Here is a 25,033-nt window from a genome sequence, read left to right as displayed (position 1 = left end):
TTCATCTCACCCAACTGTTGTTTAGGTAAGCCTAACCTGCTTAGCGTTCGCCGGTACCGAAGTCCCCGAGTAGGTCGGAGTACCCGTGAACGATCCATTGTTGAGCAGCGAGAACCGGGAGGCCCTCGCCGCGGCCCTGGCGGCGGCGACCGCCGAGGTCAGCCGGTACCTCGGCGGTCGGACCACGCCGCGATCCCCGGCGTCTCCGTCGGCGCTGGCCGCGCAGACCGCGGCCGTCGACCTGTCCGCCCCGCTCGGCACTCTCGACAAGGCGCTCGAAGAGGTCCGCGAGCTCTACCTCGACCACGCCGTGGGCTACCACCATCCGCGGTACCTCGCGCACCTGAACTGTCCCATCACCATCCCCGCCGTCGCCGCCGAGGCCCTGGCGACCTCGGTGAACACGGCCGTGGAGACGTGGGACCAGGGCACGTCCGCGTGCCTCATCGAGCAGAGACTCATCGACTGGGTCACCGATCTCATCGGGTTCGACGAGTCCGGGCGCCCGGACGGGGTGTTCACGACCGGCGGCACCGCGTCCAACCTCCAGGGCCTGTTCACCGCCCGTGAGGACCGACTCAGCCGGCCGGCACCGGGTCGCGACGACGCCGGCGACCGCTGCGCGCGGCTGCCGGGCCTGCGGATCGTCACCGGCGAGCACGCCCACCTCAGCGTGGTCAAGGCCGCGCGCCTGCTGGGCCTGGCCCCGGACGCCGTGGTGACGCTGCCCGGCGACGGCGACCAAATGGATCCGGCCACCCTCGACCGCATGCTGTCCACGTTGGCGGACGCCGGGCACGAGGTCGCGGCCGTCGTGGCCCTCGCCGGCACCACGGACCACGGCGCGATCGACCCGCTGCGCGCGGTCGGCGAGGTCTGCCGCCGCCACGACGTGTGGATGCACGTGGACGCCGCGTACGGCGGCGGGCTGCTGGTCTCCCCCACCCGCCGCGACCTGCTCGACGGGATCGACCTGGCGGACTCGGTGACCGTGGACTTCCACAAGACCTTCTTCCTGCCGGTCGCCGCGTCGGCGCTGCTGCTCCGCGCCGGTTCCGGCTTCCGACACTCCACGGTGAGCGCGGACTACCTCAACCCCGCCGACGGCGACGACCACGCGGTGGACAAGTCCCTGCAGACGACCCGGCGCTTCGACGCGCTCAAGCTGTGGATGACGCTGCGGGTGATGGGCGCGGACGGGATCGGCCGACTGCTGGACGGCGCGATCGACGTCGCGGCTCGCATCGGCCGCACCGTCGAGGCGGACGCCGAGCTCGAACTGGTCCGCGTGCCGGCCCTGTCGACGGTGCTGTTCCGCCCCCGCCCGGCCGGCACGGACGGGCGGCCCGTCTCCGACGCCGAGTCGGACGCCCTGGTCCGCCCGATCCGGGACGCCCTGTTCGCGGAGGGCCGTTCGCTCGTCGCGGCGACCGTCGTGGACGGGCGGCCGTGCCTCAAGCTGACGGTCCTCGATCCCAGGCTCGCCGACGAGGACGTCGCGGCCGTCCTGGCCGACGTCCGTTCCGCCGCCCGGTACCTGGCGGCCGGGATGCGCGAGGCCACGACCGCGGGGGTGCTGACGTGACGGGAGAGATCCACGACCTGCTGGGCGTGGGGATCGGCCCGTTCAACCTGGGCCTGGCGTGCCTGGCCGAGCCGCTGGGGCTGGACGCGGTCTTCCTCGACGCCCGCGACGGCTTCGCGTGGCACCACGGGCTGATGTTCGACGACGCCACCATCCAGGTGCCGTTCCTGGCCGACCTGGTGACGCTGGCGGACCCGACGTCGCCGTACTCGTTCCTGAACTACCTCAAGCAGATCGGGCGCCTGTACCCCTTCTACATCCGTGAAGACTTCCAGCCGCTGCGCGCCGAGTACGACGCCTACTGCCGCTGGGCGTCCGAACGGGTCGGCGGCCTGCGCTGGGGCCGCGAGGTGGTCGACGTCCGACGAGAAGGACGGGGCGACGACGACGAAGCGCCCGTCTACCGGGTCACGGCCATCACCCCGGAGGGCACCGAGACCTATCGCACCCGGCACCTGGTGCTGGGGATCGGGACGACCCCGTGGGCGCCGATCGACCGGGAGCCGCTGGACGGTGACGGGTCGGTGGCGCTCCACGCGAGCGAGTACCTGCACCGGCGGGACGAGCTGCTGTCGCTGGGATCGGTGACGGTGGTGGGCAGCGGCCAGTCGGCCGCGGAGATCTACCACGACCTGCTCTCGTCCGCCGGCGTCGACGGCCCGCGCGTCGACTGGGTGACGCGGTCCCCTCGGTTCTTCCCGATGGAGTACACCAAGCTCACGTTGGAGATGACATCGCCGGAGTACATCGACCACTTCCACGCGCTGCCCGCGGATCAGCGCGACCGGATGCTGCGGGAGCAGCGCTCGCTGTACAAGGGCATCAACGCCGAGCTCATCAACGAGATCCACGACCTGCTGTACCGCCGCTCGGTTCACGGCCTCCCCAGCGGCCTGCTCGCGGCGGCCACCACCCTGGACGGCGCCACTCGCGTGGCCACCCGGGGCGGCACCGCCAGCGCCGGCGGCGCCCTGCGGCTGGACCTGAGCTGCGCTGACACCGGCCGCCCCTGGACGCACCACACAGACGGGCTGGTCCTGGCGACCGGTTACTCCCCCACCCCGCCGCGGTTCCTGGACGGGATCGCCGACGAGATCGACCGGGACGAGCGGGGCCGGTACCGCGTGGCCCGCGATCACACCGTCGACCGTGCGCATTCGACGATCCACGTCCAGAACGCGGAGGAGCACACGCACGGGCTCACCGCCCCGGACCTGGGCATGGGGGCGATGCGCAACAGCATCATCCTGCGCTCGATCGGCGGGCGCGAGGTCTACCCGGTCGAGACGTCGATCGCGTTCCAGCAGTTCGGCGCGCCTGCCGGCGGTGTCGACCCCGCCCCACCCGCCCCCGCACACGACTCGCCGACCGCCCGGCACCAGGAGGCACGATGAGCCACCCCGTCAGCACAGTCCCTACCCCGGTCAGCACCGTCCACACCCCGGCCGGGATCGTCACGCTCGAGCCGCTCGTCCTCGGAAGCAGCACAGACAGCACAGACAGCCCAGACGCCCTCCGCACGCTGCACGCCTGGCTCGACCACCCCGGCTCGGCCTACTGGGGCATGCAGGGGTCGACGCCGGCGCAGGTCGAGGAGTTCCTCGTCGACTGGTCGTCGGACCCGCACCGGCGGGTGCTCGTCGTCCGCATCGACGGCCTCCGCGCCGGCCTGGCCGTGTTCTACGACCCCGACGAGGTCGAGCTCGACGGCCGGTACCCGCACGAGCCCGGCGACCTCGGCATGCACCTACTCGTCGCGCCGACCCGCACCCCGGTCCCCGGCACGACGGCCGCGGTCATGGGCGCCATCTGCTCCACGGCCTTCGCGGTCCCGATGATCGGCGGCTCGCCGGCCCGCCGGGTGGTCGTGGAGCCCGACATCCGGAACACGGCCGTGCACCGGCTCAACGCCCGCGCCGGCTTCCGCGAGGCGGGCCCGGTCGACCTGCCCGACAAGACGGCACTGCTCTCCTTCTGCACCGCCGAGGCGTTCCGCGGGTCGGAGATCGGCGCCGGGACGCGGGTGATCTCGTCGTCGTCGTCGGATACCCACGCCGGCCATGCGCACCTCACCGGTCACGCTCATCTCACCGGTCACGCCATGCGCCGCGCCCACCGTCACCTGTGCGTCAAGGCCCTCGCAGAGTTCTCCCACGAACGGCTCCTCGCGCCCGTCCACGACGCCGCGACGGACACCTACACGGTCCGCGCCGGCGACGAGCGGTGGTCGTTCCGCGCTCGCGTGCTGCCGCTGGAGCACTGGGTGATCGACGAGGCCTCGCTGCGCCGCGAGGTCGACGGCGTGCCGGCGGAACCGGACGCGCAGGAGCTCATCATCGCGCTCGCGCCGGACCTGGGCATCCCGGAGACGCTGCTCGGCATCTACCTCGAGGAGATCGCCGCGACGCTCGGTTCGGCCGCGTTCTGCCTGCACCACCGCGACCGGCCCGCGCAGCAGCTCGCCGAGTCCGGCCTCCAGGAGGTCGAGGGCGCGATGACCGAGGGGCACCCTGGTTTCGTCGCCAACAACGGCCGCGTGGGCCTCGGCCTGACCGACCGGCACCACTACACCCCGGAGTCGCGCTCGACGGTCCGGCTCGTGTGGCTCGCCGCGCGCCGCGACCTCAGCCACCTGGCCACCATCGCCGGCCTCGACGAGCGTGAGCTCTACGCCCGCGAGTTCGGCGCCGAGGCCCTCGAGCGGTGCGACGACCGGCTGCGCGCGCTCGGGCTCGACCCCGCCGGGTACCGCGTCCTGCCAGTCCACCCGTGGCAGTGGGAGCACAAGATCGCGGTGGCGTTCGCCCCCGACCTGGCCCGGCGCGACCTGGTGCACCTCGGCGAGTCCGACAGCGAGTACCGGCCGCAGCAGTCCGTGCGCACGTTCTTCGACGTCACCCGCCCCGAGCGCGGCTACGTCAAGACCGCCCTGGCCGTGCAGAATATGGGCTTCACCCGCGGGCTGTCGCCGAAGTACATGCGCGATACCCCGGCGGTCAACGACTGGGTGGCCGGGATCGTCGACTCCGACCCCGTCCTGCGAGCGCTCGACTTCGGGATCCTGCGCGAGGTCGCCGCGGTCGGCTACACCGGCGACGCCTATCACCGGGCCGCCGCCGCGGGCGTGTCCGACGAGGGTCCGCACACCAAGATGATCGCCGCGTTGTGGCGGGAGAGCCCGGTCCCCCGACTGGCCGACGGCGAGCGGGCCGTCACGCTGGCCTCGATGCTGCACGTGGACCTGCACGGGCGGGCCCTCGCCGTCGAACATCTCGAGCGCTCCGGCCACGACGCCCGCACGTGGCTTCGCGCGCTGCTCGACGCCTATGTCCTGCCGGTCGCGCGGTGTCTCCTCGCGCACGGGCTCGTGTTCATGCCGCACGGCGAGAACGTCATTGTCGTGCTGGGGCCCGACCACACGCCGCGGCGCGCGCTGTTCAAGGACATCGGCGAGGAGGTGGCGATGGTGCGCGACCTCCCGCTGCCAGACGGCATCGAGCGCGTCCGCCACGTCGTGGACGCCGAGACCGCCGCCCTGGGTATCCAGACCGACGTGATGGACGGGGTGCTGCGCCACCTCGCCGGGGTCCTCGACGCCGCCGGCGTGCTCGACGCCGACGCGTTCTGGGACGAGACGCGCCGGTGCCTGGAGGTGCTCGCCCCTGGTGACGCGGGCGACGACGGCGACGACGGCGAGGTGCACCGTCCCACCTGGGAGGCGCTGTTCGCCCCGCGGTTCAAGCATTGGTGCCTCAACCGGCTGCAGTTGCGCAACACCAGGCAAATGGTGGACCTGACCGATCAGGCCGGTTCTCTGCAGTTCGCGGGCACGCTGGCGAACCCGCTCGCCGCGCGCTCCGGGGAGACGGCCGACGAGGCGACGGGGCGACAGGGCGCGGCGCCCGGCGCTCGCGGCGATGCGGCACCGCGCCGGCAGCACGACCCGACACCCGTGGGGTGACGGTAGCGTCGACCGTGTGAACGGACGGGAACTCCAGAAGTGCGCGGCCGCGAGGGCGCGTGAGCTTCCGGCGTCCACCCTGGAGTTCCCGTTCGGCCCGGACTTCGACGTGTTCAAGGTCCGCGGCAAGATGTTCATGTTCCGCGCCGAGGTCGAGGGCGAGCCCCAGGTGATCCTCAAAGCGCTGCCCTCGGACTCGATGTCCCTCCGCGCCGCGCACGCCGACATCACTCCCGGCTACCACATGAACAAGCAGCACTGGATCTCGCTGCATCCGGGCGGAACCCTGACCGCCGAGATGGTCGACGAGCTCGTCACCGAGTCCTACCGTCTCGTCGTGGCCGGGCTGCCGAAGGGCCAGCAGCCCGTCGAGCCGGAGACCTTCGGCCGCGGGCAGCGGGCCTGACCGCGGCTGGGCCGGTCGGCGCGGCGGCCGCTGTCCGGCGCGGGCTCTCGCCGTCTCGGCTCAGTTCGCAGGCGACAACGACGTCTCGGTCAGCGAGCCGAGCTGCTCGCCCACCGATCCCTCGACCGACTCGGTGGCCGACGAGGTGTCGAGCTGATCCGCCAGCGAGCCGCCCACGAGCGGCACTCCGCTGAGGACAGCGCTGACCGATCCGTCGACGTCTCCTGCCAGCAGGGCGTCGGCGGACCGTGCAGCGGGGTTGAGGACCGCGCAGATCACGCCGACCGGCACCTGCAGCGGGGCCCCGATCGCATTCGCGGCCAGGCCGGCGGCGCTGCCGACGTTGCAGGCGAAGGTGGCCGCGGAACCGAGCGGCCCCGAGGCGTAGCCGGGCAGCGACCCCGTGACCGAGCCGGGAAGCAGCTCACCGAGTTCGCCCAGCTGGCCGGTCTCGCCGTCCTCGGCGCCTGCACCGCTGCCGCTCTCGGCACCCGTATTCTTCTCGCCATCGGCGGCCGCGGAGCCCGGGATCGAGCCGGTGTCCGCAGGATCAGAGCTCTGAGCTGCTGCAGTGCCCGCCGAGGCGACGAGCAGGGCCGCGGCCAGTGCGCCGACGTACGCGATTGACTTGGTCATGGTGAGCCTCCGAACTCCGGTGCGTCGGGCGGTCTCCCCCGATCAGTTAATGAGGGTCCCATAAATCTCGAGCCCCCGAAGCGTCGTTGCCAATGCGTGGTCTTTCTCAGTTCCACCCACGTAGGCCTTGTGGTGTCGAACACGTGGACGTAGAATAGAACACGTATTCGAGACGGCCGCGGTGCGGCCGCACAGTCGACCACAGGGGTGGGGCATGGACGGCGATTCCGAGCGCACGGCCGGCGGCCCTGCGTCCCCTTTCGGCGCTGCCGACTCCTCCGACCCCGCCGGTTCCTCTCGCCCCGCCGGCTCGTCCGGCCCGGCGGCGTTGACGGGCTTGACGGCGGCGGCGCGCGAGGGGTGGGCGACCGAGAACCGCGCGGCGGCGCAGCGCCTGGTCGCCTGCTACGCCCTGCTGCAGGAATGTTGGCGCGAGTACGGCCACGGTATCGACGGCAGCCACGAGGCCCGCCCCGGCCACGCCGTCGTCGACGGGCTCGTCGCCGCGGCAGGGTATGTGGTGGCGACGATGTCCATCTCCGCCAGGCGCGCCGAGAAGATGCTGTCCTTCTCCTGGGAACTACACACCCGCTACCCGGCCATCCTGGAGGCCATGGCCGCCGGGCTGATGGAACAACGCGTCGCCGAACTGCTGGCCCGGCAGATGGCCACCGTCCGCGGGGACGTGTTGGAGCAGGTCCAGCGCCAGGTCGTCGAGGACTACCTCAACGGTGTCGCCGCCGGGATCCGCCTGGGCGACAAGGCCCTGCGCGATGAGGTCGACGCCGTCATTGGCCGCCACGACCCCGACGCCATCCGGCTACGCAAAGAAGACGCCAGCCGCACCCGCGGCGTACGCATCGGCAAGGGCGTCGACGGCATGTCCAGCGTCTCCGCCCTGCTGGCCACCGAGGAAGCCGCCGTCCTGGCCGAAGCCCTCGACCAACGCGTCGCCGAACACCAGGCCGCCGACACCGACGCCACCGCCGCGGCCGCCGCGGCGCGGGCCGCCGACCCCGACACCGACCCGGATGAGCCTGTCGAGCCGGAGCCGAACTACTCCAAAGCCGAACGCCGCGCCGACGCCCTGATGTCCCTCATCTGCGGCGACACCCCCAACCGGCCCGGCACCGACGCCGATGGCGCCGACAGCCCAGCGGGCGCGGCCGCCAGCGGCACCGGGGGCGCCGGGCAAGGGCTGGCGCCGGTGTTGCGGCCGAAGGTCACCGTCATCGCCACCGGCGACAACGGCCGCGACGAACACGGCGCGCGAGTGGAGTTCACCCGCACCGGCGAGGCGGCCCTGCAGACCCTGATGGAGATGCTCGCCACCTCGGATGGGGCCACCTTCGAGCAGGTCGATCCCCGCATCGGCGCCGCCGACGACACCGACGCCGCCCTGAGGTACCGGCCCGGTGCCCAGTTGGCGCGCCGGGTCCGGCTCCGCGACGGCACCTGCCGCCACCCCGGGTGCACGATCCCCGCCGACGACTGCGACCTGGATCATGTGGTGCCGTTCAACCACGCCGACCCCGCCGCCGGTGGCCAGACGGTGGAGGCGAACCTGGTGGCCCAGTGCCGGCGCCATCACCGGTTCAAAACCTTCTCCGACTGGACCTACCAGCTCCAACCCGACGGCACCCTGATCGTGACGACCCCCGACGGCACCGTCATGCTCACCCGCCCCGACGGGCCGCTGGCCCAGTACCGGCGCGAGCAACAACGCGACGAGGCTGATGCCTGGGCACGTCAGCAACGCCGCAACCCCAGCCCCGACATCGGGGCCGGGGTCCTGGACGAGGCGACCTACTTCGCCCGCCGCGCCCAACGCCTGGCCCGCGAACGCGCCCGCACCGCCGCCCGCAACGCAGCCGAGTCGACCACGCCGCCACCCGAGGCCGCGGACGAGACCGCGGGCAGCTCGCCCGCCGCGGCGCCTGCCGAGACCGACGCCGCCCCGCACTCGGACCCGGCCCCGCGCGGAAGGGTGACCCCAGCCGAAGCCAGTCGCTGGTGGGAACGCAACAAACCCACCGACAGCGCCCTGGAAAAAGCCATCCTCCGCGCACTGCATGAGCACCTCGACGAACTCCTCCAACCACCACCACCCTTCTGAGGCTGTCGCCGCGGCGGGCGAGCCGCCGGTTACCGCCCTCACCAGCGAGGGATGAGGGATGGTGAAGTCATGACAGAGATCCCGATCGAGCCCTCCGCCCATTCGCTGGCCGATGTCATGCCGTCTATCGCTGCGTCGCTGGGCTCCGGCCACCACAACCCGCTCGCGATCGCGCCAGCTAGCGACGCCGTCCTGGTTCTCGTCGATGGTCTCGGCGCCGAGCTGATCCGCCGGTACGCCACCGACGCCCCGACGCTCGCCGTCATGTCCTCCCGGATGATCTCCGCGGGCTTCCCGGCGACGACCGCGACCAGCCTGACGAGCCTCGCCGTAGGCGCTCCGTGTTCCAAGCATGGGATTGTGGGGTACAGCTTCCGAATCTCGGACGACGCCGACAACACCGCCGTCTCGTTCAATCCGTTGCGCTGGACCCTCGACTCGGCGGGCGGGCCGTCGGCGATGGATCGCTTCCCACCGCGGAGAATCCAGCAACGGTCGAGCCTGCTCGAACATCTCGCCTCAGACGGCATCGACGTCACCTACGTGATGCGTGAGGAGTTCCGCGAATCAGGACTGACCCGGGCGGCCTTCCGGGCGGACGGGGACTTTCGCTCTGCTGTCTCCCTCGACGAGGTGAAGCAGGGAGTGATCGACGCTGTGGGCCGCCCCTCGCGATCCAGGCGCTTCGTCTACGCGTACTACGGCGACCTCGACCTCATCGGACACATCCACGGCCCCGGCTCTCCGGAGTGGCTGGAGTCGCTCCGCGCTGTCGACGCCTTCATCGCCGACCTCGCCACCGATCTCCCCCGCGACTGCAGACTCATCGTCACCGCGGACCACGGAATGGTCAACGCCGAGACCGTCGTCGATATCGACCACACGCCCGCACTCCTCGCCGATGTCGAGATCGTCGCCGGCGAAGCTCGCGTCCGTCACGCTTACGCCCGCCCGGGCGCAGCGGACGACGTCCTCCACGCGTGGCGAGCCGAACTGGCCGGTCACGCCCGCGTGATCAGCCGCGAGCAGGCCTTTGACGAGCGTCTCTTCGGCCCCGATCGCACCTACGCCGACCGGCTCGGTGATGTCATCGCCATCGCGAGCGGCGGCGTCATCCTCTCGCGGTCGGAGCACGAGCCGATGGAGTCGTCCCTCCTGGGCCACCACGGCGCCAACACCGCGGCGGAGCAACACATCCCGCTCATCCTCCGGTGATCCCGGCGTCGGCGCCCCACGCCGGCGTCAGCAGGTCACGAGAACCGACGGATCGCTGGTGGTGTCCAGCCACCGACCGTAGGCCGGGGGCCCTGCCGCGCGGACATCTGCGCACAGTTCCTGCCGGGTGTAACCCGACGCCCGGTAGACGGCGTAGATGACGTTGCCGTTCTCGTCGCGCGGCCGCAGTGACGGACACGCCATGTCCGTGCGTAGGTAGGACGCTCCCGGGAACCTGGCCAAGGCAGAAGCGATCTCCTGGGCGTAGGAGCCCGGGGTGACCGCAGAATAGAGGACGACGATCCCCCGGCCGTCACACGCCGGCCGGGACATCGGTGTGTCGAGTCCCAGGTCACCGACGGTCGCGGCGGGTTGCGGCGCGGCCGGCGCCCTCGGGGCCGCCGGCGCCGCCTGTGGAGTCGGCGCGGACGGCGAGCTCGGCGCCTCCGCCGACGGGACGACCGGGCTCTCCGTCGCTACGGGAGCCGTGATGGGAGCCGCACCGGGCGCAGCGGTGGGCTGATCGTCCTGCGACGCGACGAGGTAACCGACCCTCGCTGCGAGCACGAGGAGCAGCACCACGACGATCCCGCCCAGCACCCATACCGCAGTGTTCCGACCCGGCGACCGGAGGTCGTTGTACGGCGCGTACCGCCAGTCATCGGTGTCCCAGCCGTTCCCGGGCGATCTGGTCATGTCCACCACCGTCGACAGGGCCGGGTCTCCGACCGATTCCGTCTGAATGACGATTATTTTATCCGCGGCGGGGTCCAAAAGTCTTCGAATCGAGCCAGGGAGGCGTGGAACCGAACCGGCGATCCCGCGCGTCGAACAGGGTGCACGGAAATACGGCGCACGGGACCAACAGCGACGCCACCACGGCCGGCGAGGCGGATATGAGAACTCGGGTATGAGAACGACGACGACGACGAGCGCCACCAGAGCACCAGGCTGCTTCCACCGGGATGCGCGGGACCGTCAGGGGAAATCGGCGCGGATGGTGGTCGGACCCACGGTGGGGCCACGATGACCGGGCCGCTCGACGTCACGCCGGTCGAACTGACGGATCTCGCCCGGCGCGTGGACGGATACGGCGACCAGATCGGCGGGATCACCCCGGAGGGCGACCTCACCGCACTGGCGAATGCCGTGAGGGGCAGCAGGGTCGCGGCCATCGCGAGCACACTCGGCGCGCGGCTGAGTCAGTCCGGCGACAGGCTGAGCTCCGACTTGTCGGAGGAGGCGGGCCGCCTCCGGACCGCGACCGGGGTCATCGTCACGGCGGACGGCGGCAACGCCGCGATGTTCGGCGGGAGGTGAACCGGTGCCGATACAGGTCAGCGACGCACTCGCGTGGCAGGTCGACGACGCAGAATCGCGCCTGAGCGCGGTCCGCGCGGGTATCACCGCGACGGATGACGTCGCGGACCGGCTGCGGGACGATGCGGAGAGGGTGCTGGACGGGATGGAGGGTCAGTCCGTCGATGCGGCGCGCTCATCGGTTCAGGATCTGCGTCGGCGCACATCCGCACTCGGCGACGACCTGCGCAGCACCGCGAATCCCCTGTCGTCGTTCGCTCGATCCGTTGCCATCCACCGTGATCGGCTGCAAGCGGGCGTGGAGGCGGTACTCCGACAGGGGGCGACGGTCGCGGAGGACGGGAGCGTGGTGTGTCCTCCCGACATGGAGGCGACCCGGGTGCGAGAACTCCGCGAGCTCGAAGTGACCGTCAAGGACGCGCTCCGTGCGATCGACTCTCTGGACGTCGAGACGGCGGACAAGCTCACCCGTCTCTACGAGACCATTGCCGACCACAGCAACAACGTCGATGCCAAGACGATCACCGTCGGCGTGGTGAACTCGGTGATGACGGAACCACTGGCCGCCGCGATCGCCGCCGGCGACGACGGACTGCGCAGCACCCGAGTCGTCGCCAAGGGGCTCGGCCCGTTCGGGTCTGCGCTGAGCTTCGTGGCCGGGGTGTACGGCGCGCCGGAGGACGAGCCGTTGACGGAGACGCTCGCCGCCGAGGGCGCCGGTCTCGGAGCGGGGCTCGCGGCGAGCATCGTCGGTTCCGCCGTAGCGGGTGGCCTGGCCGGAAGCATCGTTCCCGGCGCGGGGACGGTGGCCGGAGTACTCGGGGGCATCGTCCTCGGCACGATTGCCAGCGCCAAGGCGTCCACGCACCTCCGCGACCGATTCGACGACCAGCGGCAAGGTGGGTGAGGGTGATGTCCCAACCAGCACCGGACTCTGCCGCCCGGACCATCGAGTGGACCTACCGCGTCGCCCAGAACCCTCGTTGGCTGCTGGCGTTCGCGGCCCTGTGTTGGTACGCCGGACAGGTCATATGGGCTGCCACGTCGATCGACGTCTGGTGGTTTCTCGGTGTCATCGACCCGGTGCGCGCCGCGTACTCCGAGCGGCCCGACCCCGTGGAGCTCGCGTATCTCGGGTCCAATGCGATGGTCGCCGTGCTCGTTCCGACCGCCACAGGTTTCGTCCACCTCAGGACTCCACCCCGAATCGATGAACCCCGAACACCGATTCCCGCATACGGGCACTGGCGCCTCCACATTCCTTTCGTGGTCGCGATGACGCTGAGCTCATGGGCGCTGATCCACTGGTTCTCCGATCCCGACTACGACAACCTCTGGTCTCAGGTCTCGGCCTACGTGGCCCTGGCGATCGGGTGGGCGGGCATGACCCTGGTCGGCTGGTCCCTCGTCGCCGGAGGTCACCGTCGCGCGCTCGTCTTCACACCCGGGGCGCTGCACTACACGCGCGGGTACTTCCAGGCCACCATCCCGTGGGACTCCGTCACCGCACTCCGACCCGTGTGCGACGCCAACATCAAGAACGGGGGCCCTGGCGAGATTCACCGGCCCTCCCACCGCAATCTCCGCGCGGGGGTCCAGATGTTCGTTCGCGAAGGAGTGGAGACCAGAAGGAAAACCATGCTCTTCCGTATCGACGATCAGGACGTGATCGGCGTGGACTGCTCCGGTTACAAGATCGAGCCGAACACTCTCATCAACGCCATCTACCTCCTCGTGGAGAACCCCGGGCTCCGGCCACTGCTGGACACCCCCGAGTGCGCCGAGTTCTTCGTGGGTCCGGACTGGAACATCCGTCGAACGATGCGCGTCGGCGATCGGTGGGATCGGACCACGGGCGAGATCGTTCGCGCCGAAGAAGGGGACACGCCATGACGACGCTCACAGAGTTCCTCGAGGCCGGCGGCAGGGTTCTCGAACCGCTGGACGACCCCTCCCTCGCCCGGCTCGACCCCGGCGACGGGTGGCAGCTCCTGGACCAGAACGAACCGGTGCCGAACGTCGCGATCTGGGCACACCCCCGGTTGTATCGCGAGGGGTTCCAACCGACCGTCATCATCTCGCTGGCACGCCTCACCCCCGCGGTCGACCTCGGAACGTTGCTGGACCGGCTCGACGACACGGCCGCGACGCTCGAACGATGGCGGGTGCGGGCCGCCGACAGGGTGGTGGACGACCGGGGTCGACTGGTCTCGGACACCCTCGGCGGGTTCCGCGTGGGCCCTCACGAGCTCACCGCGTCGACGATCGCCACCGTGTGGCAGGACGGCGGCGCCACGGTGCTGCGTCAGGTGGTGGTCACGACCTTCACCGACCAGGTGACGACGCACTCGGACGTCCTGCGGGCGCTGGGCTGACCGGGCGCGTCCACCGGATGCGGGCCGACGGGGTCGTTACTACGGTCGGGAGTATGCGTGAAGGCGCACAGCACGACCAGAGAGGAGCCCTAATATGAAGGCAGTCACCTGGCACGGCAAGCGCGACGTCCGCGTCGAGGACGTCCCCGATCCCAGGATCCAGGAGCCCACCGACGCGATCGTCAAGATCACCAGCACCAACATCTGCGGTTCCGACCTGCACCTGTACGAGGTCCTCGGGCCGTTCATGCACGAGGGCGACATCCTCGGCCACGAGCCGATGGGGATCGTCGAGGAGGTCGGCGCCGAGGTGACCGACCTCAAGCCCGGCGACCGCGTGGTCATGCCGTTCCAGATCTCCTGCGGGCACTGCTACATGTGCGACAAGGGCCTCAACACCCAGTGCGAGACCACCCAGGTCCGCGACCAGGGTATGGGCGCGATGCTGTTCGGGTACTCCGAGCTGTACGGCAGCGTCTCCGGCGGGCAGGCCGAGTACCTGCGCGTGCCCCAGGCGCAGAACACCACCATCAAGGTGCCGCATGAGCACGCCGACGACCGCTACCTCTACCTGTCGGACGTCCTGCCCACCGCGTGGCAGGCGGTCGACTACGCCGAGATCCCCGACGGCGGCACGGTCGTCGTGCTGGGCCTGGGGCCGATCGGTGACATGGCGGCCCGGATCGCCGCCCACCACGGGCACCGCGTCATCGGTGTGGACCCCGTCCCCGAGCGGCGCGCACGCCAGGCCCACCGCGGCGTCGAGGTCATCGACCCCACTGACGTCCCCGGCGAACTGGGCGACGTCATCCGCGACATGACGGGCGGGCGCGGCCCCGACTCGGTCGTCGACGCCGTGGGCATGGAGGCCCACGGCTCCCCGGCCGCCAGCGCCGCGCACGCGGCCGTGGGCATGCTGCCGAAGTTCCTCGGCAAGAAGATGATGGAGAACGCCGGCGTCGACCGGCTCGACGCGTTCTACTCGGCGATCGACATCGTGCGCCGCGGTGGAACGATCTCCCTGTCCGGCGTGTACGGCGGAAGCGCCGATCCCCTGCCCATGCTCACGCTGTTCGACAAGCAGATCACGTTGAAAATGGGTCAGGCCAACGTCAAGCGCTGGGTGCCCGACATCATGCCGCTGCTCACCGACGACGACCCGCTGGGTGTCGACGACTTCGCGACCCACCGGCTGCCGCTGGCGGACGCCCCGCGCGCGTACGAGATGTTCCAGAAGAAGCAGGACGGCGCGGTGAAGGTGGTCCTCCAGCCGTGACAGAACTCGCGCGGCTCCTGCTGATCCGCCACGGACAGAGCATCGGCAACGTCGCCGACGACCGCGCCCGCGCCGCGGGCGCCCACCGCCTCGACCTCGACCACCGTGACGCCGACACCCCGTTGTCGGACGTCGGGGGCGGCCAGGCGCGCGCGGTGGGCGCCTGGCTCGGCGAGCTACCGGAGGAGCTCCGGCCCACCGTGTGGCTGACCTCGCCGTACCGCCGGGCGGCCGACACCGCGGCCCTCGCGCTTGAGTCGGCGGGCGGCGCGGCGGGCGGGGCGACCCTGCTCACCGACGAGCGCCTGCGGGAGCGCGATCTGGGGATCCTGGACGGTTACACCGGCCGGGGCATCCGGGAGCGCTACCCGGAGGAGGCCGAGCGGCGGGACCGGATCGGCAAATTCTATTACCGCCCGCCCGGCGGCGAGAGCTGGACCGACGTGCTGCTGCGGGTGCGCTACCTGCTCACCGACCTGCGCCAGCAGTACCCCGGCGAGCGGGTGTGCGTGTTCAGTCACCAGGCGGTCATCATGTGCTTCCGCGTGGCGCTCGAGCAGATGGCCGAGCACGACGTCCTGACGATCGACCGCGAGAACCCGCTGCCCAACTGCTCGGTGACGACCTACCGGCGCGTGAACGATCAGCTCGCGCTCGAGCGCTACGCTGACACCACGGCTGTAGAGCGGGCGGACGCGCCGACGACGCGTGAAACGCCGACGACGCAGGAAGAGGCTGCGACATGACGAGCGGCGACACGACGAGCGGCGACACGACCGGCGGTGCCAGCGGGGCCGGGGCGGTCCTCACGCCTCATCTCCTGCGTGACTGGCCACTGCCCCCGCCCGGCGGGGGCAAGGAGGGCCGTGGACGGGTGATCGTCGTGGGCGGCAGCCGGGCCACCCCGGGGGCGGTGAAACTGGCCGGCGAGGCCGCGCTGCGCAGCGGCGCGGGCAAGTTGCAGATCGCCACGGCCGAGACGGTCGCGCCCGGCCTGGCGATCCACATCCCCGAATCCAAGACCGTGGGACTGCCCGAACGCGAGGACGGGGAGCTCGCGGCGGTGGGCGCCGAGACGATCGTCGGGCTCGCGAAATCCTGCGACGCCGTCGTCCTCGGCCCCGGCATCGCGGACAAGACCACCGCGACGGACCTGCTCGCCGAGGTGATCCCCCGGCTGGAGACCACCCTGGTGCTGGACGCGCTCGGCATGGCGTACGTCACCGAGTACCCCGACGGCCTCGAGCACCTCGACGGCCGCGTCGTCCTCAGCCCGAACCCCAAAGAACTCTCGCGCACCCTGGGGGTGGACGAGGACGACGTCGAGGCCGACACGCCCGCGCACGTCACCGAACTCGCGCGCCGCGCCGGGGCGGTCGTCGTGTCCGGCACCTCGACCTCGTGGATCGCCACCCCGGACGGCCATCTCTGGCGGGACGAGTCGGGATCGTTCGGCCTCGGCGTCTCCGGTTCCGGCGACGTCAAGGCCGGCATCATCGCCGGACTGTTGGCCCGAGGGGCCGAACCGGCACAGGCCGCCGCGTGGGCCACCTACTGTCACGGCCGTGCCGGAGAGCGCCTGTCCGGCCGGGTGGGTCCGACGGGCTTCCTCGCCCGAGAGCTGCTCCCCGAGGTTCCGGGGATCCTGGTAGAACTCTCGTCCTGAGCAGACCGTCGGGAGGGTGTCAGTCATGCAGGTCCGGCAACGTGGGATCCCGGTCGGCCGGTCGCGCCGCGCCAGGGGACCGAACGCGCTCGTCGTCGTCATTCTCACCCTCACGGGTGCCCTGACCGCCGCGTGTGGCGGACCGTTCCCCAGGGACACCGACGGCAGCCTCGACCGGATCGCCGGGGGCGTGCTGCGCGTGGGCGTGTCGGAGAACCCGCCGTGGACCGAGGTGTACGACGACGGGCGCGTCGCCGGGCGGGAGGTCGACCTGGTGCGTGGGTTCGCCGCCGAGCACGGGGCCGACGTGGAATGGACGCCCGGCGCGGAGAGCGAACTGGTGATGGCGATGGTCCGCGGCGATCTCGACGTGGTCGTCGGCGGGCTGACGTCCGATACCCCGTGGGAGAAAGAGGTGGCGGTGACCCGGCCCTACGCCGATGAGGTCACGCCGGACGGCGACACCGAGCAGATGGTCATGGCCACGCCGCTCGGCGAGAACGCCCTGCTCGTGGCGCTGGAGACGTACCTCGCCGGAACCGGAGAGGCGTCATGAGCGAAGAGGCGTCATGAGCGGGACGACTGCGCTGTGAGGTCGGGACCTGCCCGACGAGCAGCAGGCCGCACTGCGTCGCGCCATCCGGCTGGAGTGGGTGACCCTCGCCGTTCTCGCCGTGACGGTCGCGGCGGTGTACGCCGTCTCGGGACAGTCTCAGGCGATGAAGGCGGCGTGGATAGAGGACTCGTTGTCCTTCCTGCCGCCGATCGCGTTCCTCGTGGCGCTACGGGTGTCGAGGATCCCGCCGAGCGCGCGGTTCCCGTACGGGCGCCACCGGGCGGTGGGGATCGGGCACCTGGTGGCCGGTGTGTCGCTGCTGGTCATGGGCGTGTTCCTCGTCGTCGACTCGGGCACCGGGCTGATCACCGGAGAGCGGCCCCCGCTGGGGGTGGTGGAGATCGGCGGGCACGTCGTCTGGTCCGGGTGGCTGATGGTGGTGGTGATGGCGCTGTCGGTCATCGGGCCGTTCATCCTCGGCCGGATGAAGCTCGCACCGGCCGAGGCGCTGCACGACAAGGTGCTCTACGCCGACGCCGCCATGAACCGCGCCGACTGGAAGACCGGTCTGGCCACGATCGTCGGGGTGTTCGGGATCGGCCTGGGGCTGTGGTGGGCGGACGCGGTCGCGGCGCTGGTGGTGAGCGTGTCGATCATCAGCGACGGCTGGTCCAATCTGCGCGGCGCGATCGAGGGGCTGGCCGACGCGCGCCCCACCCGCTTCGACGGCACCGACCCCCACCCGCTCGTCTACGAGATCGACGCACTGCTGGCCGAGGTCGACTGGGCGGTGGACCGCGGCGCGCGCGTGCGTGACGAGGGGCACGTCTTCCACGTGGAGGCCTTCCTCGTCCCCGCCGAGGGCCGGGAGGTCACCGTCGAGCGGCTGTCGGAGGTCCGGCGGGGGCTGGCGGCGCTGAGCTGGAAGATCGAGGACGTCGTGGTCACGGTCGTGCCGGAGGTACTGGACGCGCACCGGCCGTGCTGACGCGCGCACCGGCCGCGCACCGGCCGCGCACCGGCTGCGGATCGCCGTAAGGGCTGGCAGGCTCGGGGCATGACCACACTCGACGACATCCGCACCGCCATCGACGCCGCCACCGATCCCGAGCAGCCCGCGTTGGAGCGGGCCCGCATGATCATCGTGGACAAGCTCGGCGAGCGCGACAGCCTGGGACTCGACGAGCTGATCGAGTCGGTATGCGAGGCGTACGACGCCCACTCGGGCGAGCCGCTGCGGCTGGTCGACGTCGACCCGTCCGCCCCCGAGACCGACACGCCCGCCCTGCGGAACCTGCGCTATGCCCGCGCCGCGCGCACGGCGATCATCGCGCTGCTCGACGAGGGGACGATCGTGACGGTCGAACCGCTGCCCGGCGACGGTGAGATGGTCCGCGCCACCGGCGAGGGGGACCCCGCGGGAGAGGACCACGACGACGAGGTCACCGCCGCCAAGGAGACCACCGACGCGGCGGCCGCGAAGGCCGGGGCCGAGGAGGTCGTCGTCGCGACGGGCCCGCAGCCGGAGGGGCGGCGGTTCTCGCTCGCCGACCGCTGACCGCCCCGCCGGCGGGTCCGGGGCGCGCGGGGCGTCCTACAGGGTGACGGTCTCGTCCGGGTGGTCGGTGTCCTTGAGCGGCTTCTGCGCCCCGCCGGACAGGGTCGTCTCGCCGAGGCGGGCCTCCCGGTACCGCTCGGCCTGCGCCTGGGTGATGGATTCGCGGGAACCGTCCTTGGCGTAGCAGACCGGCAGCCAGGCGCCCTCGTCGTCCAGGCGGGCGACGATCCGCTGGCGGAGGCGGAACGGCTGGATGGAGTCCGACCACGCGACGAGCAGGTCGAGGTTTCCGCCGCGGGCGTCGGGCGGCGAGTCGGTGATGCAGAAATGCTGCACACTGCGCCACACCGCGAACTGGGCGCCGGACACCGACAGCGGGTCGACGGTCGCGGCCTTCGGCGCGCGGGCGGACCGGGTTCGGGAGGCCTTGGCGGGCGCGGGGGGCGGAGGTGGGGAGGTGTTCTCCCCGGCCTCGACGCGGCGCCGGGCCTCCTCCATCCGCTGCAGTCGTCGCTCCGCCGCCGTGCTCTTCTCGCCTGAGTCCCAGAACCCCGTCATGGCAGACGACTTTACGCGGCCCGCCGCCCGGCGCCCGAGCCCGAACGCCCCCTGTGGGGCGGACCTCACAGGTCCAGACCCAGATCGAGTACTGCGACGGAGTGGGTCAGGCCCCCGACCGCGAGATAGTCGACGCCGCAGCGCGCGTAGTCGGCGGCCACGTCGAGCGTGAGTCCGCCGCTGGACTCCAGCCGCGTGCTCGGCGAGACCTTGTCGCGGCGCTGCACCGCGATCTGCGTCTGCCACACCGGGAAGTTGTCCAGCAGCACCAGGTCGACGCCCGCGGCCAGCATCTCGTCGAGCTGCTCCAGGGAGTCCACCTCGACCTCGCACGGCAGCTCCGGGAAGCGCTCGCGGACCGCCGTCAGCGCCGGGAGGACCCCACCGGCGGCGACGACGTGGTTGTCCTTGACGAGTACCGCGTCGCCCAGGCCGAGGCGGTGGTTGACCCCGCCGCCGCACCGCACCGCGTACTTCTGCAGCAGCCGCATGCCGGGCATCGTCTTGCGCGTGTCGCGGACCGCGCACGTCGTGCCGGTGAGTTCGTCGGCCCACGCGCGGGTGGCGGTGGCGACCCCGGACAGGTGGCACACCAGGTTGAGCAGCGTGCGCTCGGCGGTGAGCAGCCCGAGGGTGGGCGCGCTGATCTCGGCCACGACGTCACCGGCCGCCACGCGGTCGCCGTCGCGGGCGTGGAGGGTCACGGAGAAGCCGGAGCCGCCCGCGCCCCGGCCGAGCACCTCGGCCAGCACCATCTCGATCAGCGGAAGACCCGCCACGACGCCGTCGACCCGGGTCGCCAGCCGCGCGGTCGCCCGGGCATCGGCCGGCACCGTGGCCAGCGAGGTGGCGTCCGGGCCGTATCGCAGGTCCTCCTCGAGCGCACGACGGATCGCTACCACCGCGTCCGCACGGGTGTCGGGATCGAATAGCTCGTCGTCGTCGACCGCGGGCGCCCCGCCCGGTGCCGCTCCGGCCGGCACGTCCGGGCGGCTCACTCCCCCGACCCCGGGTTGCCGATCGCGATCATCCGCTCGACCGACCCGCGCGCGGCCTCGGCGGTCACGGGGTCGACGTGGACCTCGTCGGCGCCCTCGACGAGGGCGCGCAGCAGCGCGGCCGGGGTGATCATCTTCATGTACGGGCAGCTGGCCTGGTCGTTGACCGGCAGGAAGTCGATCTCCGGGGCGGCCTTGCGCAGCTGGTGGATCATGCCGACCTCCGTCGCCACGAGCACCTCGCGGGCGCCCGAGGCGCGGGCGGCGTCGACCATGCCGCCGGTGGACAGGATCTTGACCTGGTCGGCGGGCACCGCCCCCTCGGTGGCCAGGTGCAGCGCGCTGGTCGCGCAGCCGCACTCGGGGTGGACGAAGAGCTCCGCACCCGGGTGCGCCCCGGCCTTGGCGGTGAGCTGGTCGCCGTTGATCGCGGCGTGGACGTGGCACTCGCCCGCCCACACGAGGACGTTGTCCCGGCCCGTCTTGCGGCGCACGTGCTGGCCGAGGAACTGGTCGGGCAGGAAGAGCACCTCGCGGTCGGGGTCGATCGAGGCCACCACGTCCACGGCGTTGGAGCTGGTGCAGCAGATGTCGGTGAGCGCCTTCACCGCCGCGGTGGTGTTGACGTAGGAGACCACGACGGCGTCCGGGTGCTCCGACTTCCACTCGGCCAGCTGCTCGGCGGTGATGGAGTCGGCCAGCGAGCAGCCCGCCGCCTCGTCGGGGATGAGGACGGTCTTGTCGGGCGAGAGGATCTTGGCGGTCTCGGCCATGAAGTGCACGCCGCAGAAGACGATGGTCGACTGCTCGGCCGCCGCCGCGACGCGCGACAGGGCCAGCGAGTCGCCGACGTGGTGGGCGATGTCCTGGATGGCGGGGATCTCGTAGTTGTGCGCGAGGATCACCGCGTCCCGCTCCGCGGCGAGCCGACGGATCTCGGCGGCCCACTCCGCGTCGGGTTCGACGCCCGTGTACACCGAGCCGTCGTGGCGGATCCTCGCGGCGAGCGGCGAATCGAAGCGCCCGATCGCGGTGCCGGGCCGCGGCGCGACCGTCGTGCTGTGTCCTGTGGCAGTGCTCAACGCTGCCCCCTCCCGGGTGAAGTCTCACGGCGCCCTCCGGCAACCGCCCGGGGGCGTTTCCGACTTATAATCGAAAACATGACGGAGTGTAACACCGGTCACGAGGTACTCGTCGTGGTGACCCAGGTACGACCGGTCTCCGAGGGCTCGGCACCCGCCCTGCACGTGCTGCTCTGGCAGCACTCTCTCGGCCCCGCAGCCGGGCGGTGGGCGCTACCGGGTGGCGGCGTCCGCGACGACGAGGACCTGCCCACCTCGGCCACCCGGCAGCTCGCCGAGAAGGTCGACGTGCGGTCGCTGAGCCACCTCGAACCCGTCGCCGAGTTCTCTGATCCCGCCCGCGTCCCCGGTCGGCGCGTGTTCGCCTCCGGCTTCCTCGGCGTGCTGCCCTGCGACGCCGACCCGGCCGTCCCCGACGACACCGGGTGGTTCCGCGTGGACGAGCTGCCGGACACGGTGTACGACCACGCCGGCATCGTCGCCCTCGCCCGCGACCGCCTCGCGGCCAAACTGTCCTACTCCAACCTCGGCTTCGCCCTGGCGCCCGAGGAGTTCACGCTGTCCTTCCTCGCGCAGCTCTACGCGGCCGCACTCGGACACCCGGTGGACCCGACCAACCTCCAGCGCGTCCTGACCCGCCGCCGCGAGCTCGTGGCGTGCGGACGCAGCGCTCCCCCGGGCCCGGCGGGTGGGCGGCCGGCGGGGCTGTACCGATTCGCGGAGAGACGGCTGCGCATCACCGACCAGTTCGCCACCCTGCGTCCGCCGACCGGAAGCGGGTGGTGACGCCCGTCAGTCGGCGCCCAGATCCGGCGACGGGTCGAGGTACGCCAGGGCGGCGATCGTGAACGCCGCGATCATCGTCCCCAGGGCCAGCCAGCCGACGCCGGGCGGGAACCAGTCCCACGCCGGACCGGACAGTCCGTAGATCATCCGGTCGTAGAAGAGTTCGCCCGCCGCCGGGGCCTGGCGCACCACCTGCCCGTACGGGGCGTCCTCCGGGGGTGCCGCGAGCAGACCGGCCAGCGGCGTGGCGGCCATCGCGGCCGTCGCCGCCGCCAGCCCGGGCACGAGTGCGAGCGCGGGCACGCCTCCCGGCCGCCGCAGGCCGGGGTGCCGATGCCAGAGCACGAGCACCGCGCTCACCGTGGCGAAGCCGGTGAGCACGATGAGCGTGAGCAACTGACTGCCACCGTCCGCACCCGAATCGGCCAGCCGAAGGCCGCGCCCGTCACCGACGGACAGCAGCTCCGCGCGCGGGGCCGCGACGGCCCACAGCGCCAGAGCCGCGAGAAACGGGACGACGACGGCGAGGAGTGTGCCCGCCGCGCGCGGGGCGGTGCGGGGCGTACGGTCGGACGAACGCACGACACCTGGCGACGACGGGCCGGTCATGCGGCCCGACTGTACCAACGGCGGTGCCGCCGACCCGCTGTGGTGTAATCGGACCCGGCTCCGCCCCGCCCGGCGTGGCGCCCGGATGCCGGGCCGGGGCCATCCGCGACCCCCGGACGAGACGTCAGGAAGTACCAGCCAGTGGCCTCCATCCCTGCTCCCGCGCCCGCCCCCCGGCGCCGCGGGACGATGGCCTACCGGCACGACATCGACGGCCTGCGCGGCCTCGCGATCGCACTGGTCGTGGTGTTCCACATCTGGATGGGCCGCGTCTCCGGCGGCGTCGACGTGTTCCTCACCCTGTCCGGGTTCTTCTTCCTCGGCTCGCTCCTGCGCGGCGCCGGTGACCCGGACACGCCCCTCAACCCGCTGCCGCACCTCAAGCGCCTGGTCCGCAGGCTGTACCCGGCGCTGGTGGTGACCGTCGCCGCGACCGTCCTCGGCACCGTGCTCATCAAGCCGCCCACCCAGTGGTCGGCGATCTTCGAGCAGACCGTGGCCTCGCTGCTGTACTACCAGAACTGGGAACTGGCGCTCACCGCCTCGGACTACGCGGCCGCCGACGCGACCATCTCGCCGCTGCAGCACCTGTGGTCGATGTCCGTCCAGGGCCAGTTCTACCTCGTGGCCCTCGCGGTGATCCTCGGCGTGAGCCTGCTCTGGCGTCGACTCGTCCGCCGCGGGACCCCGAAGTGGGTCCTCGTCGGCATCGTGGCCGCCGGCACCGCCACCTCGGCGTGGTGGGCCGTACTCGGGCAGTCCGCCAACCAGCCGTGGAACTACTACGACACCGGCGCCCGCATGTGGGAGCTGCTCGTCGGCGGCCTGGTGGCGATCGTCCTGGCCGGGATCGTCCTGCCGTGGCCCCTGCGCCTGCTCACCACCGCCGCCGGCCTCTTCCTGGTGGTGAGCACCGGGTTCTTCTTCGACGGCGCGGGCCACTTCCCCGGCCCGCTGGCCTGGTACCCCATCGGCGGCGCGCTGCTCATCATCCTCGGTGGAAACCTCCCGCCCGGCCTGCGCGCCACCCCGGCCCGGGACCCGATCACCTGGCTGCTGTCCGGCCGGCTGTTCCGGCGCCTCGGGGACATCTCCTACTCGCTCTACCTGTGGCACTGGCCGCTGCTCATCCTGTGGCTCTCCCACGACCGGGAGGCCGAGATCACGCTCGTCTCCGGTCTCGTGATCATCGCCGTGTCGATCGTGCTGGCGCTTCTCACGGAGAAGTACGTCGAACGACCGTTGCGGATGGCCAGCCGGGCCCGCGGGCGCACCACCCCGGCGGCCGCCGCCCGCGACCGGCTGCGGGGCGGCCCGGCCCGCTCGGCCCGGGAGCAGGGGCTGTTCGTCCGCGCGAGCGTCCTCGTCGTCGTCGCCGCCGTCGCCAGCGTGGCCACCGTCGGCTGGTGGGGCGCCACCTCGGGCTCCCGCTCGGCCGTGCCCTACGTCGACTCCCTCACCGACCCGGACCACCCCGGCGCGCGGGCGTTCCTCGAGGGCGTCCCCGCGCCCGACGACGTCGGGTACGTCCCCTCCCTGCTCCAGGTGGGCAACGACCTGCCCGCCAGCACCATGGACGGATGCATCTCGACCTTCGAGTCGTCCGAGGTGGAGATGTGCGTCTACGGCGACGTCACCTCCCCCCGCACCATCGCGCTCACCGGCGGCTCCCACGCCGAGCACTGGATCAGCGGCCTCGACGAGGTCGGCCGGCACTACGGCTTCCGCGTCGTCACCGTCCTCAAGATGGGCTGCCCCCTCACCCTGGACGCCTCGGTCTCCGACGGCGACGAACCGCTCTACGAGAGCTGCGCCGAGTGGACCCCCGAGGCGCTGGCGGCGCTCGTCGGGCTGGACCCGGACTTCGTCTTCACCACCGCCACCCGCCCCGTCGGCGTGGTCGGACCCGACGTCACGCCCCGGCAGTACGTCGACCTGTGGCGCGCGCTCGGCGAGCAGGGCATCGGCGTCATCGCCATCCGCGACACCCCGTGGCTCAACCGCGGCCGCGGCCCGATCCGCGCCTCCGACTGCCTCGGCGACGGCGGCACCCCGGCCGAGTGCGGCATGCCGCGCGAGCGCTCCATCTCCCCCGTCAACCCCGCCGCGCTCGCCGGCGCCGGCCTCGACTCCGTACGGCTGCTCGACCTCACCGACGGACTGTGCGACCCCGAGGTCTGCCCCGCCGTGGTGGGCAACGTGATCGTCTACCACGACTCGCACCATCTGTCCGGCTCCTGGGTGCGCTCCGCGTCCGGCGAACTGGCCCGTCAGATGGGGCCCGCCACCGGCTGGTGGTGACCGGGACCTTCGCGTACGAGGGCCTCGCC

General features: G+C 71.9%; 24 protein-coding genes. 18 read left to right on the top strand and 6 right to left on the bottom strand.

Annotated features, from left to right (window positions below; genetic code table 11):
* Positions 1 to 100: 100 nt before the first annotated feature.
* From VYL96_RS06570 to VYL96_RS06555, 4 genes are read left to right on the top strand one after another with little or no spacing between them, the layout of a single operon-like run.
* Complete coding sequence (locus tag VYL96_RS06570) at positions 101 to 1,585, top strand: pyridoxal phosphate-dependent decarboxylase family protein (RefSeq protein WP_131885326.1); 1,485 nt, start codon at positions 101 to 103, stop codon at positions 1,583 to 1,585.
* The gene (locus VYL96_RS06565) at positions 1,582 to 2,979 is read left to right on the top strand and encodes a lysine N(6)-hydroxylase/L-ornithine N(5)-oxygenase family protein (RefSeq protein ID WP_131885230.1); all 1,398 of its coding nucleotides are present in this window, start codon (positions 1,582 to 1,584) and stop codon (positions 2,977 to 2,979) included. Before VYL96_RS06570 ends, VYL96_RS06565 begins: the two co-directional genes overlap by 4 nt.
* Positions 2,976 to 5,546, top strand: a complete 2,571-nt coding sequence (locus tag VYL96_RS06560) for a GNAT family N-acetyltransferase (RefSeq protein WP_131885231.1) — start codon at positions 2,976 to 2,978, stop codon at positions 5,544 to 5,546. Before VYL96_RS06565 ends, VYL96_RS06560 begins: the two co-directional genes overlap by 4 nt.
* A 16-nt stretch (positions 5,547 to 5,562) precedes the next feature.
* On the top strand, positions 5,563 to 5,952 hold the full coding sequence (locus tag VYL96_RS06555) for an MmcQ/YjbR family DNA-binding protein (RefSeq protein WP_243699609.1): 390 nt from the start codon (positions 5,563 to 5,565) through the stop codon (positions 5,950 to 5,952).
* Between the two features lie 60 nt (positions 5,953 to 6,012).
* Here the strand turns inward: VYL96_RS06555 and VYL96_RS06550 are convergent, their stop codons facing one another.
* Positions 6,013 to 6,588 carry a hypothetical protein gene (locus VYL96_RS06550; RefSeq protein WP_131885233.1) on the bottom strand — a complete coding sequence of 192 codons (576 nt, stop codon included), beginning with the start codon at positions 6,586 to 6,588 and terminating at the stop codon, positions 6,013 to 6,015.
* A gap of 214 nt (positions 6,589 to 6,802) precedes the next feature.
* On the opposite strand from VYL96_RS06550, the gene VYL96_RS06545 reads away from it, so the two are divergent.
* Entirely contained in the window at positions 6,803 to 8,704 is a 1,902-nt protein-coding gene (locus VYL96_RS06545) for an HNH endonuclease signature motif containing protein (RefSeq protein ID WP_329439657.1), read from the top strand.
* A gap of 69 nt (positions 8,705 to 8,773) precedes the next feature.
* A complete protein-coding gene (locus tag VYL96_RS06540) occupies positions 8,774 to 9,919 on the top strand; it encodes an alkaline phosphatase family protein (protein ID WP_131886557.1) in 1,146 nt (381 codons plus the stop codon).
* Positions 9,920 to 9,946: 27 nt separating this feature from the next.
* On the opposite strand, the gene VYL96_RS06535 is transcribed toward VYL96_RS06540, so the two are convergent.
* Positions 9,947 to 10,615, bottom strand: a complete 669-nt coding sequence (locus VYL96_RS06535) for a serine/threonine protein kinase (protein ID WP_243699813.1) — start codon at positions 10,613 to 10,615, stop codon at positions 9,947 to 9,949.
* A gap of 330 nt (positions 10,616 to 10,945) precedes the next feature.
* Between VYL96_RS06535 and VYL96_RS06530 the strand changes: the two genes are divergently transcribed.
* From VYL96_RS06530 to VYL96_RS06485, 10 genes are all read left to right on the top strand, one after another.
* The gene (locus tag VYL96_RS06530) at positions 10,946 to 11,239 is read left to right on the top strand and encodes a hypothetical protein (RefSeq protein ID WP_131886558.1); all 294 of its coding nucleotides are present in this window, start codon (positions 10,946 to 10,948) and stop codon (positions 11,237 to 11,239) included.
* A gap of 4 nt (positions 11,240 to 11,243) precedes the next feature.
* Positions 11,244 to 12,146: a hypothetical protein gene (locus VYL96_RS06525; protein WP_131886559.1), complete on the top strand. Its 903-nt coding sequence runs from the start codon at positions 11,244 to 11,246 to the stop codon at positions 12,144 to 12,146.
* 5 nt (positions 12,147 to 12,151) lie between these two features.
* Positions 12,152 to 13,132: a hypothetical protein gene (locus tag VYL96_RS06520; protein WP_131886560.1), complete on the top strand. Its 981-nt coding sequence runs from the start codon at positions 12,152 to 12,154 to the stop codon at positions 13,130 to 13,132.
* Positions 13,129 to 13,614 carry a hypothetical protein gene (locus VYL96_RS06515; RefSeq protein ID WP_131886561.1) on the top strand — a complete coding sequence of 162 codons (486 nt, stop codon included), beginning with the start codon at positions 13,129 to 13,131 and terminating at the stop codon, positions 13,612 to 13,614. Before VYL96_RS06520 ends, VYL96_RS06515 begins: the two co-directional genes overlap by 4 nt.
* A 94-nt stretch (positions 13,615 to 13,708) precedes the next feature.
* A complete protein-coding gene (locus VYL96_RS06510) occupies positions 13,709 to 14,890 on the top strand; it encodes a zinc-dependent alcohol dehydrogenase (RefSeq protein ID WP_007627751.1) in 1,182 nt (393 codons plus the stop codon).
* Entirely contained in the window at positions 14,887 to 15,636 is a 750-nt protein-coding gene (locus VYL96_RS06505) for a histidine phosphatase family protein (RefSeq protein WP_131886562.1), read from the top strand. Before VYL96_RS06510 ends, VYL96_RS06505 begins: the two co-directional genes overlap by 4 nt.
* Positions 15,633 to 16,556, top strand: a complete 924-nt coding sequence (locus tag VYL96_RS06500) for an NAD(P)H-hydrate dehydratase (RefSeq protein WP_131886563.1) — start codon at positions 15,633 to 15,635, stop codon at positions 16,554 to 16,556. The genes VYL96_RS06505 and VYL96_RS06500 overlap by 4 nt, the downstream gene beginning before the upstream one ends.
* A 25-nt stretch (positions 16,557 to 16,581) precedes the next feature.
* Positions 16,582 to 17,112: a substrate-binding periplasmic protein gene (locus VYL96_RS06495; RefSeq protein WP_131886564.1), complete on the top strand. Its 531-nt coding sequence runs from the start codon at positions 16,582 to 16,584 to the stop codon at positions 17,110 to 17,112.
* A 97-nt stretch (positions 17,113 to 17,209) separates the two neighbouring features.
* Positions 17,210 to 18,100 carry a cation diffusion facilitator family transporter gene (locus VYL96_RS06490; protein ID WP_243699814.1) on the top strand — a complete coding sequence of 297 codons (891 nt, stop codon included), beginning with the start codon at positions 17,210 to 17,212 and terminating at the stop codon, positions 18,098 to 18,100.
* A 69-nt stretch (positions 18,101 to 18,169) separates the two neighbouring features.
* On the top strand, positions 18,170 to 18,670 hold the full coding sequence (locus tag VYL96_RS06485; RefSeq protein ID WP_131886566.1) for a hypothetical protein: 501 nt from the start codon (positions 18,170 to 18,172) through the stop codon (positions 18,668 to 18,670).
* A gap of 36 nt (positions 18,671 to 18,706) precedes the next feature.
* Here the strand turns inward: VYL96_RS06485 and VYL96_RS06480 are convergent, their stop codons facing one another.
* From VYL96_RS06480 to nadA, 3 genes are all read right to left on the bottom strand, one after another.
* The gene (locus tag VYL96_RS06480) at positions 18,707 to 19,228 is read right to left on the bottom strand and encodes a hypothetical protein (protein WP_131886567.1); all 522 of its coding nucleotides are present in this window, start codon (positions 19,226 to 19,228) and stop codon (positions 18,707 to 18,709) included.
* Between the two features lie 65 nt (positions 19,229 to 19,293).
* On the bottom strand, positions 19,294 to 20,130 hold the full coding sequence (gene nadC / locus VYL96_RS06475; protein ID WP_131886577.1) for a carboxylating nicotinate-nucleotide diphosphorylase: 837 nt from the start codon (positions 20,128 to 20,130) through the stop codon (positions 19,294 to 19,296).
* Positions 20,131 to 20,222: 92 nt separating this feature from the next.
* Entirely contained in the window at positions 20,223 to 21,254 is a 1,032-nt protein-coding gene (gene nadA, locus VYL96_RS06470) for a quinolinate synthase NadA (RefSeq protein WP_207913608.1), read from the bottom strand.
* Positions 21,255 to 21,386: 132 nt separating this feature from the next.
* Here nadA and VYL96_RS06465 point away from each other — a divergent pair, with 132 nt between their 5' ends.
* Positions 21,387 to 22,094, top strand: coding sequence for an NUDIX hydrolase (locus VYL96_RS06465; RefSeq protein WP_131886569.1), 708 nt, complete (start codon positions 21,387 to 21,389; stop codon positions 22,092 to 22,094).
* Between the two features lie 6 nt (positions 22,095 to 22,100).
* Here VYL96_RS06465 and VYL96_RS06460 read toward each other — a convergent pair whose 3' ends face one another.
* Positions 22,101 to 22,703 (bottom strand): hypothetical protein, encoded by a 603-nt coding sequence (locus VYL96_RS06460; RefSeq protein ID WP_236885580.1) that lies wholly within the window; start codon positions 22,701 to 22,703, stop codon positions 22,101 to 22,103.
* Between the two features lie 141 nt (positions 22,704 to 22,844).
* On the opposite strand from VYL96_RS06460, the gene VYL96_RS06455 reads away from it, so the two are divergent.
* Positions 22,845 to 25,004 (top strand): acyltransferase family protein, encoded by a 2,160-nt coding sequence (locus VYL96_RS06455; RefSeq protein ID WP_243699815.1) that lies wholly within the window; start codon positions 22,845 to 22,847, stop codon positions 25,002 to 25,004.
* Positions 25,005 to 25,033: the final 29 nt, after the last annotated feature.

This window comes from Dietzia maris, from assembly GCF_036287335.1.
Taxonomy (GTDB): domain Bacteria; phylum Actinomycetota; class Actinomycetes; order Mycobacteriales; family Mycobacteriaceae; genus Dietzia; species Dietzia cinnamea.
Note: the sequence above shows the minus strand (reverse complement) of the source record. Positions and strands in the feature narration are given on the sequence as shown.